Genomic DNA, 15,282 nt, shown 5'->3' with positions numbered 1-15,282 from the left:
CCTTGGCTAATTTGTTCCGGTAACGTTCTAGTCTTGCCAAGGTTCCCCGATTTCCGTCAAAGCTCCTTAGCGCCGCCTTCGAAGTCACCGCGCACGATGCCGTGGCGCTGGAGCTTGTCGTAAAAGGTCTTGCGGGGGATGCCGAGCGCCTCGATCGTGCGCCGGACATCGCCCTGATGCTGTGCCAGCGTCTCGCGGATCACCTCGGCTTCGAAGCGCTCCATCCGCTCCGGCAGGCTGAGTGCCGCATCCGTCTTATCAAGCCTTGGAGTGCCCGGGGGTTGATCGAACAGGCCAAGCACGAAGCGCTCGGCAAAATGCGAGAGTTCCCGGACATTGCCGGGCCAGTCATGCGTTTTCAGGTGGCGGCTGACGCTGTCGCTCAAGGTCGGCACCGGGCGCCCGAAGCGCTGGGCCGCGCGCTCGGCAAAGAAGCCGAAAAGCAGGGGCACGTCGTCGCGCCGCTCGCGCAGCGGCGGGATAGCCAGCGTCACCACATTCAGACGGTAATAGAGATCGTCGCGGAAGTCCCCGCGCGCCGAGGGATTGCCGAGATCCACCTTGGTGGCGGCCACCACGCGCAGATTGACCGGACGTACCTCATTGGTGCCGAGCGGTGTGACCTCGCGCATTTCCAGAACGCGCAGCATCTTTACCTGGGTGGCAAGCGGCATGCTCTCGATCTCGTCGAGAAACAGCGTGCCGCCGCCGGAATGTTCGATACGGCCGATCCGCCGCTTTTGCGCGCCGGTAAAGGCGCCGGCTTCGTGGCCGAAGAGCTCGCTTTCGATGACGGTTTCAGGCAGGGCGCCGCAGTTGAGCGCGACGAACTGGCCAGTTGCGCGCCGGCTCCAGCGATGCAGCAGGCTGGCCACCACCTCCTTGCCGCTGCCGGTCTCGCCGAGCACCAGCACGTCGACATCGGTGTCCGCGATCTGGCGCAGCGTATGGCGCAGCCGCTCCATGGCCAGTGTCTGGCCGATCAGCGGCAACCCATCCTGCGCGGCATCGGCTGCCGCCCGCAAATGCCGGTTTTCAAGCTGAAGACGCCGCGCCGCGCCCGCCTTGCGCACACTGTGCACCAGCCGCTCTGTCGAAAACGGCTTGGCGATGAAATCATAGACGCCCTCCTTCAGGGCCGCGACCGCCATGGGCACGTCGCCATGCCCGGTCATCAGGATCACCGGCAATTCCGCGTCGCGCGCCTGGATCCGGCGAAACAGGTCCAGCCCGTCGATCCTCGGCATGCGGATGTCGCTGACCACGACGCCGGGAAAGTCAGCGGGCAGGGCGGCCAAGGCGTCTTCCGCGCAGGCACAGGCCGTGACGGAAAAGCCGGCGAGGTCGAGCGTCTGCAGGGTCGCTCTGAGGAGATCGGCATCGTCATCGACCAGGATGACGGGCAAAGCGGCGTCCGATGTCATGGATGGGCTCCGGCCTTTCTCAGGCGCACGGTAAAACAGGTGCCGGCGGCGCTGCTGTCGACCTCGATCGTTCCGCCATAATCGGCGGCAATATCCTTGGTAATGACGAGGCCGAGGCCAAGGCCTTTTTCCTTGGAGGTGTTGAAGGGCGTGAACAAGGCGTCGAGAATATCAGGCGCGATGCCTGCTCCATTGTCGGCGATCAACAGCGCTGCCATGTCGCCTTCATCGCGGACCGAAACGCGCACCTTGCCATCCAGTCGCTCGCCCAAGGCTTCCAGCGCATTTTGCAGCAGGTTGATGACGATCTGCTCCAGACGCACGCGATTGCCCATGACCATCAATGCATCGGGCGGATGGTGGATCTCCAGCGCCTCCAGCCGCCCGGCAAAACGGCTGCGCAGAAGCACGATGCCGCCGTCGATCACGGCCTTCAGCGATACGGGCTCAGCGTCGCCGCGCCCCTTGCGTGCGAGCGCCTTCAGATCCTCGGTGATCGTGCCGATCCGTTCGGTCAGCGCCGCGATCGCGCCGAGATTGTCTTCCACGTCCTTTTCGCGGGCGCGGGCGAGGTAGATGCGGGCGTTTTCCGCATAGGCGCGAATGGTGGCAAGGGGCTGGTTGATCTCATGCGCCACACCGGCCGCCACCTGGCCGAGAATGGCCAGCCGGTTGGCCTGCACGAGGCTTTGCTGAACGCCCTGCAGCCGCGCCTCGGTGGCGCGGTGGTCGGCAATTTCTGCTTGAAGCCGGTCGCGCGCCTGCGTCAGGTCGCGCGTGCGCTCCATCACCCGGCGCTCCAGATTGTCGCGGGCCATCTGTTCGCGCTCGCGCCTGACCTCAGCCACTTCGCGCCGCCGCAGGATAAGGCCCGCGAGGAAAAGCAGCGGCAGAAGCGTGCCGACTGTCATCAGCCGCATTTCCCGCTCAGCGGCGGACAGCACGGCATCGACAGGCGTAAAATAGGAAAGCTGCCAATGTGTAGTGGGCACCGGCACGATCAGGCGCAGATAGGCGGCGCGGTGGCCTTTCGCCAGCTCAGCCACTACAAGCCCCGCTCCCGGCCCCAGGCGGTCGCCTTCTACCAGAGGGATCGGCGCCAGCGGCGCATCGCCGAATTGCAGGCTTTCGCGGATCGGCGCCAGCCTCGTTTCAGGGATCGGCGCGGTAGTGAGAAAACGCAGGTCCGGCCGGCTGGTGATCAGGATCACCCCATCCTCATTGGCCACGAAGGTCGGCCGGCCGGAGCCCGCCCAGCTCGCTTCCAGCCCGGTGAACTCCATCTTGACGACCACGACGCCACGCGGCGCATCCTCCGTTTCCACTCTTCGAGAAATGTAAAGCCCCGGCCGTTTGCTGACATTGCCGAGCGCGAACTGCTCGGCCTCGCCGGCCCGCATCGCCTCGCGGAAGTAGTCGCGGAAGCTGTAATCGCTGCCGACGAAGCTCGTGGGCTCACGCCAGTTGCTGGCCGAAACCGTGCGGCCATCGGCGCCGATGACATAGAGAACGCTGGCGCCCGTGGCATCGACCAGACCTTCGAGCTTGCGATCGAGCGCAATGGCGGACGGACCGCCGCGCAGGCCTGCGGCTACATCGGGATCCCGCGAGAGCAGCAGGGGAAGAGCACGCGGCCGCTCCAGAACGGCGCGCAGCAGCGCCACCTTCAGATCGGCCTCGCTGCGGGCATCGGCCTCCAAATCCGCCAGCGCGCTTGCCCGGCTGTAGCGGTCCGCCGCCAGGATCGCGGCTATCGCAAGCGCGACGGATACCGTGGCAAATATAAGCCATCGCTTGCGCGTGGATCTCAGAGGCGCAAGCCGCGTCGCCGGATTGTCGTAGACCAAACTCATCGCGAAACTGTGCGCCTTTTCGCACGCAAGACAAGGGGACTGTGCGGATTTTCGCACCGACTGTCCCGGCAATGGCCGAACTATGAAAATTTTATGAATAGAATCAGGCGGCTCTGCCGACGACTGTCATTTGGCACAAGCTTTGCAAAACAGGAGCATCAGCCGTGCGGCTGGCGAATGTCAACAAAACGCTCGGGAGGCCGGCAACGGTAAGAGCGTGTCGGAGGGTCGAATGAAAGCTGAAATCACGCAGGCCGGGCCACAGAAAAAGGTCCCCTTCTACGGTCATCTCTATGTGCAGGTGATCTTCGCCATCACGCTCGGCATCCTGCTCGGCCATTTTTATCCCGATCTCGGCGCCTCGCTGAAGCCGCTCGGCGATGCCTTCATCAAGCTCGTCAAGATGATCATCGCGCCGGTCATCTTCCTGACCGTGACCACCGGCATCGCCGGCATGAGCGACATGAAGAAGGTGGGCCGCGTCGCCGGCAAGGCGATGCTTTACTTCCTCTGCTTCTCCACGCTCGCGCTTGCCGTGGGTATGCTGGTGTCCAACATCGTCCAGCCGGGATCGGGCATGCATATCGATCCTGCCACGCTCGATGCCAAGGCCGTCGCCTCCTATGCCGCCAAGGCCCATGACTCGACCATCACCGGCTTCCTGATGAACATCATCCCGACGACCATCGTCGGCGCCTTCGCGGAAGGCGATATTCTCCAGGTCCTGTTCTTCTCGGTGCTGTTCGGCATTTCGCTGGCGCTGGTCGGCAAGCCGGCTGAACCGGTTGTCGACTTCCTGCATGCCGTGATCACGCCGATGTTCCGCCTGGTGGCCATCCTGATGAAGGCCGCCCCGATCGGTGCCTTCGGCGCCATGGCGTTCACCATCGGCAAATACGGCATTGGCTCCATTGCCAACCTCGCCATGCTGATCGCCACCTTCTACGTCACCTCGCTGCTCTTCGTCTTCGTCATCCTTGGCGCGGTTGCCCGCTATAACGGCTTCTCGATCCTGGCGCTGATCCGCTACATCAAGGAAGAGCTGCTGCTCGTTCTCGGCACCTCGTCTTCCGAAGCCGCTCTGCCGGGCCTGATGTCGAAGATGGAGCGGGCGGGCTGCAAGCGCTCGGTCGTCGGTCTCGTCATTCCCACCGGCTATTCCTTCAATCTCGACGGCACGAATATCTACATGACGCTGGCGGCGCTGTTCATCGCCCAGGCCACGGATACACCGCTGTCTTTCGGTGATCAGATCCTTCTGCTTCTCGTGGCGATGCTGTCGTCCAAGGGTGCTGCGGGCATCACCGGCGCCGGCTTCATCACGCTGGCGGCCACGCTCTCCGTCGTTCCCTCCGTTCCGGTCGCCGGTATGGCGCTGATCCTCGGCATCGACCGCTTCATGTCCGAATGCCGCGCGCTGACGAACTTCGTCGGCAATGCGGTGGCCACTGTCGTCGTCGCCCGCTGGGAGAACGAACTGGACAAGGAGCAGTTCGCTGCCGCCATGGCCGGCAAGCTGGAGACGGATCCGGTGGCGATCGTCGATCAGCCCGTCGGTCATCGCGCTCTGCAGCCTGCCGAATAAAGGCACAAGACGCCTTTAAGACTGACAAAAACGGCCCTCGTCGACCTCGGCGGGGGCCGTTTTCTTTGGCCGCGTGACGCGCTATCTGAGAAGGGGAGGCGCAGGTGCCACGCACCGGGCGCGAGACAGGCAGGGGGGATGGTATGCGGGCGATTCTATCGGAGCTTGAGGCGCGGCGCGACGAAGCACGGGCCGGCGGCGGCGCGGCACGCGTGGCGGCCCAGCATGCCAAGGGCAAGCTGACCGCGCGCGAACGCATCGAGGTGCTGCTCGATCCCGGTTCCTTTGAAGAGTTCGACATGTATGTCACCCACCGCGCCGTCGATTTCGGCATGGCCGGCCAGAAGGTGGCGGGCGATGGCGTGGTCACGGGCTGGGGAACGATCAATGGTCGCCAGACCTATGTCTTCTCCCAGGATTTTACCGTTCTCGGTGGTTCGCTGTCGGAAACCCATGCCGAGAAGATCTGCAAGATCATGGACATGGCGATGCGCAACGGCGCGCCGGTGATCGGTCTCAACGATTCCGGCGGCGCCCGCATCCAAGAAGGGGTCGCCTCGCTCGCCGGCTATGCCGAGGTGTTTCGCCGCAATGCAGAGGCATCCGGCGTCATTCCCCAGATCTCGGTGATCATGGGCCCCTGCGCCGGGGGCGCCGTCTATTCGCCCGCTATGACCGACTTCATCTTCATGGTACGTGACACGTCCTACATGTTCGTCACCGGGCCGGATGTCGTGCGCACCGTGACTAATGAAAGCGTGACGGCAGAGGAGCTCGGTGGCGCCGGCACCCATACGAAGAAATCCTCCGTAGCCGATGCGGCGTTCGAAAACGATGTGGAGACGCTCGAGCAGGTCCGTACCTTCTTCGATTTCCTGCCGCTCAACAACCGCGCGGAGTTGCCGCTTCGGCCCGTCTATGACGATCCCGAGCGGATCGACCTGCGGCTCGATACGCTGGTGCCTGAACTCTCCACCAAGCCCTATGATATGAAGGAGCTGATCCTGGCGCTTGCCGACGAGGGCGATTTCTTCGAGCTGCAGGCTGAGTTCGCGCGCAACATCATCATCGGCTTCCTGCGGCTCGACGGGCATACGGTCGGCGTCGTCGCCAACCAGCCGATGGTGCTGGCCGGCTGCCTGGATATCGACTCATCCCGCAAGGCCGCCCGCTTCGTGCGGTTCTGCGATGCCTTCTCCATTCCAATTCTCACCCTGGTGGATGTGCCGGGCTTTCTGCCGGGCGTGACGCAGGAGACCGGCGGCGTGATCAAGCATGGCGCAAAGCTTTTGTTCGCCTATTCGCAGGCCACGGTGCCGATGGTGACGCTGATTACCCGCAAGGCCTATGGCGGCGCCTATGATGTCATGGCCTCGAAACATATAGGCGCCGACATCAACTATGCCTGGCCGAGTGCCGAGGTTGCGGTGATGGGCGCCAAGGGCGCGGCCGAGATCCTCTACCGTTCGGAGCTTGGCGACGCCGAGAAGATCGCTGCCCGCACCCGTGATTACGAAGCGCGTTTCGCCAATCCCTTCGTCGCGGCGGAGCGCGGCTTCATCGACGAGGTGATCATGCCGCATTCCTCGCGGCGGCGAATCCTGCGCGCTTTTGCGGCCCTCCGTGGAAAGCGCAAGGAACAGGTCTGGCGCAAGCACGACAATATCCCTCTTTAAGGCCCACCGCACCGATGGAAAGAGCTTGGTCATGTGCCTTTCCAAGCTCCTTTTTCCCAACCCCTGTAGGGGCTGGTCCGCATGCGGGGTGTGATCGTGTGCGCGGCAACACTGCACAGGGTTGCCGCGCGGCTTTCTGCTGATGCATGCGCCAACGCTGAATATCGTTACAACCAGAAGAGCTTGCCGCTTAGGATTAACCGGCCAGAAAGTCATTTTTGCCCATTGTCGGCTCATGGAGAGTCGATCCTCGTGCCTCGCCACGCAGCCCTCTGGTCTTGAACCTTCGGCAGCGTCGGTCTTGAGGCCGGTGATTGATGTCTTGTGCGAAAAGGACATCAGGGCATAGCAATGAAGAACATTTCGATCCTGGCAAAGTTTTTGACGCTGCTGGCGGCCTTCGGTCTCTTTACCGTTGCGGCTGCGCTCTATTCCGGCACCCAGCTCATGCGGATCGATACGTCCTACAGCAATCTCATATCCGGCCAGGCCAGTGCAGCGACGCTGGTCTCGCGCGCCTCGCGCCAGCTTCAGGCCGTGCGCTCCAGCATCGGTGAACTGCTGATTGCCCGGACGGAGGAGGATGACAAGCAGGCGCTTTCCGAGCTGCAGGATGCCCGCGACACGTTCGCCAACCGTCTGGAAGCCGCGCAGGTGCTGATCCCCAACGACGGTCGCATCAGCGCGCTGAAGACGGAAGGCGCTCAGACGATCGAAAAAGCCTGCGGCGCGGTGATCAAGGCCGGTGCCACCAGCCTTGCCGAAGAGGACGTGAAGAGCAGTCAGCTCCTGTTCGGCCAGGATTGTCAGCCTGCACTGCGCGACCTCACCAAGAAGATCGTTGCCCTGTCCAACGATCTCGTCAGCGATACGGCCACGGCGTCCGACAATCTCACGAACCTGTCGATAACGGTCGCCCGCACGACGATCATCGGCGTTCTTCTCGGCCTCGTCATCGTTCTGATTGCCGCCTTTGTCTCTATCCGCGCCTGGGTGGTTCGGCCGATCGACCGGATGGTGGGCGCCATGGCCAAACTGGCGAATGGCGATCTCGGTACCGATGTTCCGGAAGCCGACCGGGGCGATGAGATCGGCAAAATGGCCCGCACCGTGGCCGTCTTCAAGGAAAATGGCCTGAAGACGCGTCAGCTGGAAGCGGATGCCGAGGCGCAGCGCAGCCGCAGCGATGTCGAGCGGCAGCGAAACGCCGAGGCCGAAGCCCGCCGCGCTGCCGATATGGCCAAGGCAACGACCGGTCTGGGCGAAGGCCTGCGCCATCTTGCATCCGGCGACCTCACCTATGAGCTGACAGAAGCCTTTGCGGCGGACTTCGAAACGTTGCGCATGGATTTCAACGGTGCGGTCGCTCAGCTTCGCGAGAGCCTGTCGGCCGTCGCGGTTGCCGCGTCCTCGATAGACAGCGGTGCCAGCGAAGTCAGCCGCGGCGCCGACGACCTCTCCAAGCGCACGGAGCAGCAGGCGGCGAGCCTGGAGGAAACCGCTGCCGCGCTCGACCAGATCACGGCCAATGTCGCCAACTCCTCCAAGCGCGCCGACGAGGCCCGCCGTGTGGCCCAAAGCGCCAATGAAAGCGCGACCCGCTCCGGCTCCGTCGTGGCCGATGCGGTCAATGCCATGCAACGCATCGAACAGTCCTCCGGTCAGATCGCCAACATCATCGGCGTGATCGACGAGATCGCCTTCCAGACCAATCTTCTGGCGCTCAATGCCGGCGTCGAGGCTGCACGGGCCGGGGAAGCCGGTAAGGGTTTCGCCGTCGTCGCCCAGGAGGTGCGCGAGCTTGCCCAGCGTTCGGCCAAGGCCGCCAAGGAGATCAAGGAACTGATCCGCAACTCCTCCGGCGAGGTGGAGAGCGGCGTGCTGCTCGTGTCCCAGACAGGTGAGGTGCTGAAGACCATCGAGACCTATATCGTCGATATCAACCAGCATATGGACGCGATCGCCACCTCCGCGCGCGAGCAGTCTGTCGGCTTGGCCGAGGTCAATACCGCGGTCAACCAGATGGATCAGGTGACCCAGCAGAACGCTGCCATGGTCGAGGAAACCAATGCGGCCGGCGCTTCGCTCGCCAGCGATGCCACGCGTCTGCGCGAGGTCATCGGCCGGTTCCGCGTGGGCGAAGGGGCTGCAATGCCGATGGCCTCGGGCTTTTCCGGCGAGAGCGTGCGACGCCCGGCCAATAGCTCGGTCGCCCCCCGGCCGATGCCGGTGCTGAAGCCGCGCACGGCCGCGCCCGTTGCCGTCGCGGCTCACCATATTGCCAAGCCATCTCCGGCACGGGCTTTGACCAATAAGCTTGCCGCCGCCTTCTCTAGCCCGGCGCCAAGCGCCAAGAGCAAGCCGGCAGCTGACGCCTGGGAAGAGTTCTGAGCCGGCTCTGTCGTTGACGCAGTAACAAGAAAGGCCTCCGCATCGAAACCGATGCGGAGGCCTTTTTGCGTGTTAGCGTCCGTACTTTTGATCCTGGGATTTGCCCGAAGACCGGTTTCCACTTTTGGTTCGGATGCGCGGGGAAACGCTCAGCTCTGTGGCTGATAGCGGACCACGCGATAAAGATAGACAAGGACCATGGCGACCAAAATGCCCGTCGACACCGGATCGACATAGGCCTCCACGGCCTCATAGGCCTGGCCAAGGGCGAAGCCCGAGAGCGCCAGCAGGCTCGTCCAGGCCACCGTGCCCAGGGCGGAAAACAGCAGGAAGGGCAGAAAGCTCATCCGCGCAATGCCGGCCGGAACTGAAATCAGCGTGCGCACCGTTGGCACCAGGCGGCCAAAGAGAACAGCCGTCATGCCCTTCTCGCGAAACCAGCGCTCGGCGGCGCTCACATCGTCGGGGGTCAGCGTCAGCCAGCGTCCATGGCGCGCGGCAAAGGCCTTTACGCGCTTTTCGCCCAGCACGCGACCTGCGAAATACCAGGGAAGGATGCCGGCCAATGAGCCGATGCTGCCTGCCAGGATCACCGTGACGATCGACATATCGCCCTGCGTCGCACGATAGCCCGCCAGCGGCATGATCAGTTCCGAGGGAATGGGCGGAAAGACGTTTTCGAGGAACATCAGCAAGGCGATACCGAAGGCGCCGAAGCGCTGCATCATCATGTGGACGAAATCTTCCATGGGTCTCCTTTCGATGGAGCGGACATGCCGCCTGTCGCCAATATAGGCGGCGAAAGGGCCGTTCCATCGGTCAGAGAGCGGATGACGCGAACGTGTTTGATCGTGTTCCGATGAGGTCTATCCCTTAACCGCACGTCAATAGCGCGCGAGCGCGGCTGGGATGAACCGCCTCATCCGCCTTCGCTAACGCCGGCCTGCCACTCGTCCAAGGCTGCCTTGTCCATCATCGGATGATCCTCCATCGCTTGCGGATGGAAGAGCAGGGCGCTTTCGCCGGGAAGACGGAACCGCTTGCGCGTGTCGATGGCCTTCTGCCCCGTGCCGCCATAGGCAACCGCCTCGCTGGACCACCGAACCGACCATTGGCAGCCGGCTGGCGGCGCGAAAAGCGGATCGGGAAGGCTGATCAGCGTGAGATCGGCGCCGAAATTGACGAGGAGCAGCCTGTCGTCCCAAGGATCTTCGGCCTCGAAGCGCAGAAGAAAGGCGGAGGGGCCGATGACGCTGCCATCGACGCACCGGCGCCGCTCGGCCTGGCGGAAGGCCGGTTCTTCACGGCGCAGCCGCAGGAGGTCGCGATGAAGGGCGAGCGCTTCCGGCTTGCTTGCGGCCTCCTGCCAGTCGAGCTTGGAGCGTTGGAATGTGGCGGCATCACATGGATCTGCCATCTGAGCGACAATTTCGGGATCGCGCAGGCTTGGAAATTGCTGAAGAAACGCGATCCGGCCGTTGCGCACCATATCCGCATTTTTCGGATCGGCGTGATCGGCGAAATAGAAGAAGGGGGTCGCCGCGAAAAACTCCTGCCCTTGGAACAGCATCGGCGTTTGCGGCCCCAGCAGAAGCAAGGCAGTGGCGGCGCGCAGGCGCGCCATGGAGGTCAGCGCCGAGGCGCGCAGGCCTCGCCCGGAATTGGCGACCTGATCGTGGTTCTGGAGAAAATGGACGAAGCTGCAGGGCGCCCGATCGCGCGCCGGCTCTCCCCGGCCGTGATTTTGCCAGTCATAGCGCTGGCCTTGGAACAGGAAGCCGAACTTGGCCGCGGATATGAACTCCTGCGGCATCCCTCGGTGATCGTGATAATAGGCCTCGTTGCGCCCCGTCAGCACCGCCGTCGCCGAATGATGAAAATCATCGTTCCACAGCGCTTCGAGGCCATAGCCACCTTCGCGTGCCGGGCGGATCAGCCGCGCGGCCTGCGGCTCGTTTTCCCCGACGATATAGATACGCCGCTGACCCGCCGCAGCCCTGGCGGCGCGGGCGATCTCAGCGATGATGTGATCGTCGCTCTTGTCGAACAAGGCCTGCGTGGCATCGAGCCTCAACCCGTCGAAGTGATAGTCTTCGACCCAAGCGGCGGCATTGGCGGCGAAAAAGGCGCGTGTTCCCTCGGCATTGCGGCCATCGAAATTGATCGACCGTCCCCATTCATTGGCATAGGCGTCGGTGAAATAATCTGGGCTGAAGGCCTCGAAACATTCGCCGAGTCCGAAGTGATTGTAGACGACATCGAGGATCACGCCGATGCCGAGACCATGCGCCTGGTCGATGAAGGCGCGCAGATCATCGGGACGGCCATAGAGTCGGGTCGGCGCAAACGGCAGGACGCCATCATAGCCCCAGCCGAATGCACCGAAAAACTCGTTCACCGGCATCATCTCGATCAGCGTCACGCCGATCTCCTTCAGGAAGGCCAGCTTTTCAGCAGCAGCCCGATAGGTTCCCTCCGGTGTGAAGGTGCCGATGTGCATCTCATAGATCACCTGTCCTGCCGGCTCGATCCCGCGCCAGTCATCGTCGGTCCATCGATAGGCCGAGGCATCCATGACTTCCGATGGCCCTTCCGGCCCTTCAGGCTGAAAGCGGGAGGCCGGATCGGCATAGAGCCGCGCCTCCTCGTCCAGCTGCAGCTGGTAGAGGCTGCCGGGCTGCATGCCTGCGACGACACCCTCGAAATATCCGTGACCGTCAGTGGTAAGCGCATGCCTCTGTCCATCGCTGACGATATGCACCATGCGCCGCGCCGGGGCCCAGAGGCGAAAGGCAACGCCGCCCTCGACGGGTCGGGCGCCTAAAGGCATCGTGCGATCGGAGGGGTGAGATAAGACTCTGCCGGCATCGTCGGCAGGGTAAGGCGGCGGAGCGCTCATGGGGATCGGGTCCTTTCGGCGGAAGGAAACAAGCCGTCTCGATCACGGCGCGACCAGCCGGCCGCATTTGCCTTCAAACGCCACCTGCCAGCGCAGCAAAACGACAAAGCTTGCAGAAGGTTTCATCGGCGAGCGTCGATCAACCTTTGATGTGTCTGAGGAGCCCACAACGCAGTCTGGCTGGCTTGAAGCGCGGGTAGATGAGCATTTTAAAATCGCCGGCTGACGAAGGGCGACCCTCTCAAGCCGAAGCGCCAGGGCTGTTCGGCCGCCTTGGTGATGCCGATGCGGGTGCCGACATCGACATTCTGAGGCTCGGCGGGCAAGGTCAGCATGAACGGTGGCTGATCCACCGCCAGACCATTGTGGCTGATGTCGATGCCCAAGGCCTGACAGAGGCGTCCGGGACCGGCGCACAAAAGCTTTTTTTCGCCACGCCCCCGCCGTTCGGCCATGCGCTCCAGACCGAGGCTCGGCGACAGGGCGCGCACAAGCACAGCGCTGCCGGGCTGGCACACGATGTTGAAGCACCAGTGAATGCCGTAGGAGCGGTAGACATAGGCCGTGCCAGGCAAGCCGAACATAGCGCGGTTTCGCTCTGTTGGCCCGCTATAGCTATGCGATGCCGGATCATCGGCGCGGTAGGCCTCCGTCTCCACGATGATGCCGCCCGTTCCGTCCAGGCTGAAGACGGCGCCGATCAGCGAGGGCGCGACCAGCAGAACGTCGCGGTCGAAAAAGTCAACACCCGGCTCGGTGCTGGCATCCAAGATCATCTGTCACATCTCATCGTTCCTGCTTCCGGAGTGCGCCTGCCATGGATGCGATCCCTAACGCCTTGCGTGCTCCCGCGCGTCTCATTCTATCGTTCACGGCGCTCTGTCGTCCATCGCGCAAGCGACCCCTTTCGACCCGATGCGTCCTGGCAAGACGCCGAGCCGAAGGGGCTTTGCGATGGTCGACAGAGAAGGGAGGGCACAAGCGGCCTGTTAGCAGACCACCGCTTAGCGGCTTGCGCCCTTGCGGTCTGCGATCGGTGTCGAGCCTTCCCGGGCCTGCGGCTCCGTACCATCAGAGATCGAACCCGGATGCGGGTCGGACGCCGTCTTTGGCTTCATCGTGGCTTCGGGGCCGGCTTTGTCCGGGTCGGCGCGGGTTTCGAGCGGGTCCGGCCGAATGGCGTTCTGCTCCTGGCTGATTTTCGTCATACCCTCATCCTGTCTATCAGATTATTTTAAGTAAGATATGTTTCTTCTTCTGTATTGATTTCGTCGACAAGAAGATGAAGATCCTGTCGACTTGAATCATAAGCGACGAAATTTGCAAAAGTTCCCGATTTCGTATGGACTATCACGTGCATGTTTTCGTGATATGCAGAGGAAGGAACAAAAAAACCTAACAAATGTTCTTCTTGCGTGATTGCCAAACATCGATCAATGCCAAAACTGAACATGGAGTTCATCATGCGAGCGCTCAACATTATCACGCTTCTTCTGATCATTGTCGGCGGCCTGAACTGGCTGCTGGTCGGCCTGGCTGATTTCGACCTAGTCGCCACCCTGTTCGGCGGTCAGGACAGCGTTCTGGCGACGATCGTCTACACGCTGGTCGGTCTGTCGGCGATCTGGCAGCTTGTCCCCTTCGCCAAGTCCCTTTCGGTCGGCGAAACCCGCGCCGAGGCCAATCTGACCCATCGCTAAAAATGGCTGAGCCCTGCCAGGGGCAAAGCGACATGCAAACGCCGCTCCGTCAAAAAGACGGGGCGGCGTTTTTCGCGTCGAAGGATGTCAGGCGAAGAGGCCGGCAATCCAGTAGCTGGCGGCCGAGATCAGGCCGGCGGCCGGCATCGTCACCACCCAGGCCACGACGATATTGCCGGCAAGGCCCCAGCGGACGGCCGTGACCCTGCGGGCTGCGCCGACACCGACGATCGCGCCGGTGATCGTGTGCGTGGTCGAGACGGGGATGCCGAGGAAGGTTGCACCGAACAAAGTGAGCGCGCCGCCTGTTTCAGCACAGAAGCCCTGCATCGGGTTAAGCCGCGTTAGCTTGGAGCCCATGGTGTGAACGATCCGCCAGCCGCCGCACAGCGTGCCCAGCGCCATGGCCGACTGGCAGGAGAGCACGACCCAGAGCGGTACATAAAAGCTCTCTCCTAGGAGGCCCTGCGAATAAAGCAGGACGGCGATGATGCCCATGGTTTTCTGCGCGTCGTTGCCGCCATGGCCGAGCGAATAGAGCGAGGCCGAAATGAATTGCAGGATGCGAAAGGTGCGGTCGACGGCAAAGGGCGTCTGGCGAACGCAGAGCCAGGACACGATCAGCACCAGGAGCAAGGCCAGGAAGAAACCGACAGCCGGCGACAGCACGATGGCGGAAGCGGTCTTCGTCAGCCCGGCCCAGACCACGGCGTTCGTTCCCGCACTCGCGACCCCGGCGCCCACAAGGCCGCCGACCAGCGCATGGGACGAGCTGGACGGAATGCCGAAGACCCAGGTGACGATATTCCAGGCGATGGCCCCGGTGAGAGCGGAAAAGATCAGCCTGGGTGTGACGATTGCCGGATCGATAATGCCGGTGCCAAGCGTTTCGGCCACATGCAGCCCGAAAAAGAGAAAGGCAATGAAATTGAAGAAGGCCGCCCAGCCCACCGCATATTGCGGACGCAGCACCCGGGTAGACACGATAGTAGCGATGGAATTGGCCGCATCATGCAGGCCGTTCAGAAAATCGAAGAACAGCGCGACGGCGATGAGGCAGATGAGAAGCGGAAGGGCGAGGGTGGCATCCATCAGACATTCTCGATCACGATGCCGCTGATCTCGTCGGCGACATCCTCAAAGCGGTCGACGACTTTCTCAAGTTCGCCATAGATCTCGCTGCCGATCAGGAAGGCCATCGCATTGTCCTTGCCATAGCGGCGGAAGAGCTGTTTCAGCCCCTCGTCATGCAGCTCGTCGGACCGGCCCTCGACGCGCGTCACCTCTTCGGCGAGCTGTGTCAGCTTGGCAGCGTTGCGGTTGACGTCCTTGAGGAGGGGCACGGCCTCGGCCACCAGCCGGGCTGCCTCCACGACCACGCGCCCCATTTCCTGCATGCCCGGCTCGAACTCCGTCTGCTCGAACAGGCGGATGGTCTTGACCGTCTTGTGCATCATGTCGATGGCATCATCCATCGACTGGATGAGATCCTTGATATCGCTGCGGTCGAACGGCGTGATGAAGGATCGGCGCACGGCCTGCAGCACGTCCCGCGTCAGATCGTCGGCCTCATGTTCGAGCTTGACGATCCGGGCGCAGTTGATTTCGATCTCATGGCCTTGCAGAAGATCGTTCAGCGCATCGGCTGCGCCGACCACGCGCTCGATATGAGCCGCAAAAAGATCGAAGAAGCGATCTTCGCGAGGAAGCAGTTTTCGGAACCAGCCAAGCATCGGGCTCTCCTTTGTCGGGCA

The 15,282-nt window shown here is 62.7% G+C and carries 13 protein-coding genes; 5 read left to right on the top strand and 8 right to left on the bottom strand.

The window, feature by feature from the left end; all coding sequences use genetic code 11:
* Nucleotides 1-56 precede the first annotated feature (56 nt).
* Together BMX61_RS04685 and BMX61_RS04680 are read right to left on the bottom strand one after the other, a co-directional pair.
* Nucleotides 57-1,424 carry a sigma-54-dependent transcriptional regulator gene (locus tag BMX61_RS04685; RefSeq protein WP_075629066.1) on the bottom strand — a complete coding sequence of 456 codons (1,368 nt, stop codon included), beginning with the start codon at nt 1,422-1,424 and terminating at the stop codon, nt 57-59.
* Entirely contained in the window at nt 1,421-3,277 is a 1,857-nt protein-coding gene (locus tag BMX61_RS04680; protein ID WP_075629065.1) for a sensor histidine kinase, read from the bottom strand. Before BMX61_RS04680 ends, BMX61_RS04685 begins: the two co-directional genes overlap by 4 nt.
* Before the next feature lie 232 nt (nt 3,278-3,509).
* On the opposite strand from BMX61_RS04680, the gene BMX61_RS04675 reads away from it, so the two are divergent.
* The 3 genes from BMX61_RS04675 to BMX61_RS04665 all read left to right on the top strand — a co-directional run bounded on the left by BMX61_RS04675 (nt 3,510) and on the right by BMX61_RS04665 (nt 8,929).
* Entirely contained in the window at nt 3,510-4,862 is a 1,353-nt protein-coding gene (locus tag BMX61_RS04675; RefSeq protein ID WP_075629064.1) for a dicarboxylate/amino acid:cation symporter, read from the top strand.
* Nucleotides 4,863-5,005: 143 nt separating this feature from the next.
* Nucleotides 5,006-6,538, top strand: a complete 1,533-nt coding sequence (locus BMX61_RS04670; protein WP_075629063.1) for an acyl-CoA carboxylase subunit beta — start codon at nt 5,006-5,008, stop codon at nt 6,536-6,538.
* A gap of 351 nt (nt 6,539-6,889) precedes the next feature.
* The gene (locus tag BMX61_RS04665; RefSeq protein ID WP_075629062.1) at nt 6,890-8,929 is read left to right on the top strand and encodes a methyl-accepting chemotaxis protein; all 2,040 of its coding nucleotides are present in this window, start codon (nt 6,890-6,892) and stop codon (nt 8,927-8,929) included.
* Nucleotides 8,930-9,078: 149 nt separating this feature from the next.
* Here the strand turns inward: BMX61_RS04665 and BMX61_RS04660 are convergent, their stop codons facing one another.
* Complete coding sequence (locus BMX61_RS04660) at nt 9,079-9,678, bottom strand: DedA family protein (RefSeq protein WP_075629061.1); 600 nt, start codon at nt 9,676-9,678, stop codon at nt 9,079-9,081.
* 170 nt (nt 9,679-9,848) lie between these two features.
* Nucleotides 9,849-11,759, bottom strand: a complete 1,911-nt coding sequence (treZ, locus tag BMX61_RS04655; RefSeq protein ID WP_075629219.1) for a malto-oligosyltrehalose trehalohydrolase — start codon at nt 11,757-11,759, stop codon at nt 9,849-9,851.
* A 67-nt stretch (nt 11,760-11,826) separates the two neighbouring features.
* On the opposite strand from treZ, the gene BMX61_RS24250 reads away from it, so the two are divergent.
* Nucleotides 11,827-12,054 carry a hypothetical protein gene (locus BMX61_RS24250; RefSeq protein WP_139198875.1) on the top strand — a complete coding sequence of 76 codons (228 nt, stop codon included), beginning with the start codon at nt 11,827-11,829 and terminating at the stop codon, nt 12,052-12,054.
* Here BMX61_RS24250 and BMX61_RS04650 read toward each other — a convergent pair.
* Entirely contained in the window at nt 12,038-12,604 is a 567-nt protein-coding gene (locus BMX61_RS04650) for a DNA-3-methyladenine glycosylase (protein WP_075629060.1), read from the bottom strand. The genes BMX61_RS24250 and BMX61_RS04650 overlap by 17 nt on opposite strands.
* A 228-nt stretch (nt 12,605-12,832) precedes the next feature.
* Nucleotides 12,833-13,036 carry a hypothetical protein gene (locus BMX61_RS04645; RefSeq protein ID WP_075629059.1) on the bottom strand — a complete coding sequence of 68 codons (204 nt, stop codon included), beginning with the start codon at nt 13,034-13,036 and terminating at the stop codon, nt 12,833-12,835.
* A 255-nt stretch (nt 13,037-13,291) separates the two neighbouring features.
* On the opposite strand from BMX61_RS04645, the gene BMX61_RS04640 reads away from it, so the two are divergent.
* Entirely contained in the window at nt 13,292-13,528 is a 237-nt protein-coding gene (locus BMX61_RS04640) for a DUF378 domain-containing protein (protein WP_075629218.1), read from the top strand.
* A gap of 87 nt (nt 13,529-13,615) precedes the next feature.
* Here the strand turns inward: BMX61_RS04640 and BMX61_RS04635 are convergent, their stop codons facing one another.
* Nucleotides 13,616-14,620 carry an inorganic phosphate transporter gene (locus BMX61_RS04635; protein ID WP_075629058.1) on the bottom strand — a complete coding sequence of 335 codons (1,005 nt, stop codon included), beginning with the start codon at nt 14,618-14,620 and terminating at the stop codon, nt 13,616-13,618.
* Nucleotides 14,620-15,261, bottom strand: coding sequence for a DUF47 domain-containing protein (locus BMX61_RS04630; protein WP_075629057.1), 642 nt, complete (start codon nt 15,259-15,261; stop codon nt 14,620-14,622). The genes BMX61_RS04635 and BMX61_RS04630 overlap by 1 nt, the downstream gene beginning before the upstream one ends.
* Nucleotides 15,262-15,282 lie beyond the last annotated feature (21 nt).

This window comes from Xaviernesmea oryzae (assembly GCF_900109605.1).
GTDB classification, from domain to species: domain Bacteria; phylum Pseudomonadota; class Alphaproteobacteria; order Rhizobiales; family Rhizobiaceae; genus Xaviernesmea; species Xaviernesmea oryzae.
Note: the sequence above shows the minus strand (reverse complement) of the source record. Positions and strands in the feature narration are given on the sequence as shown.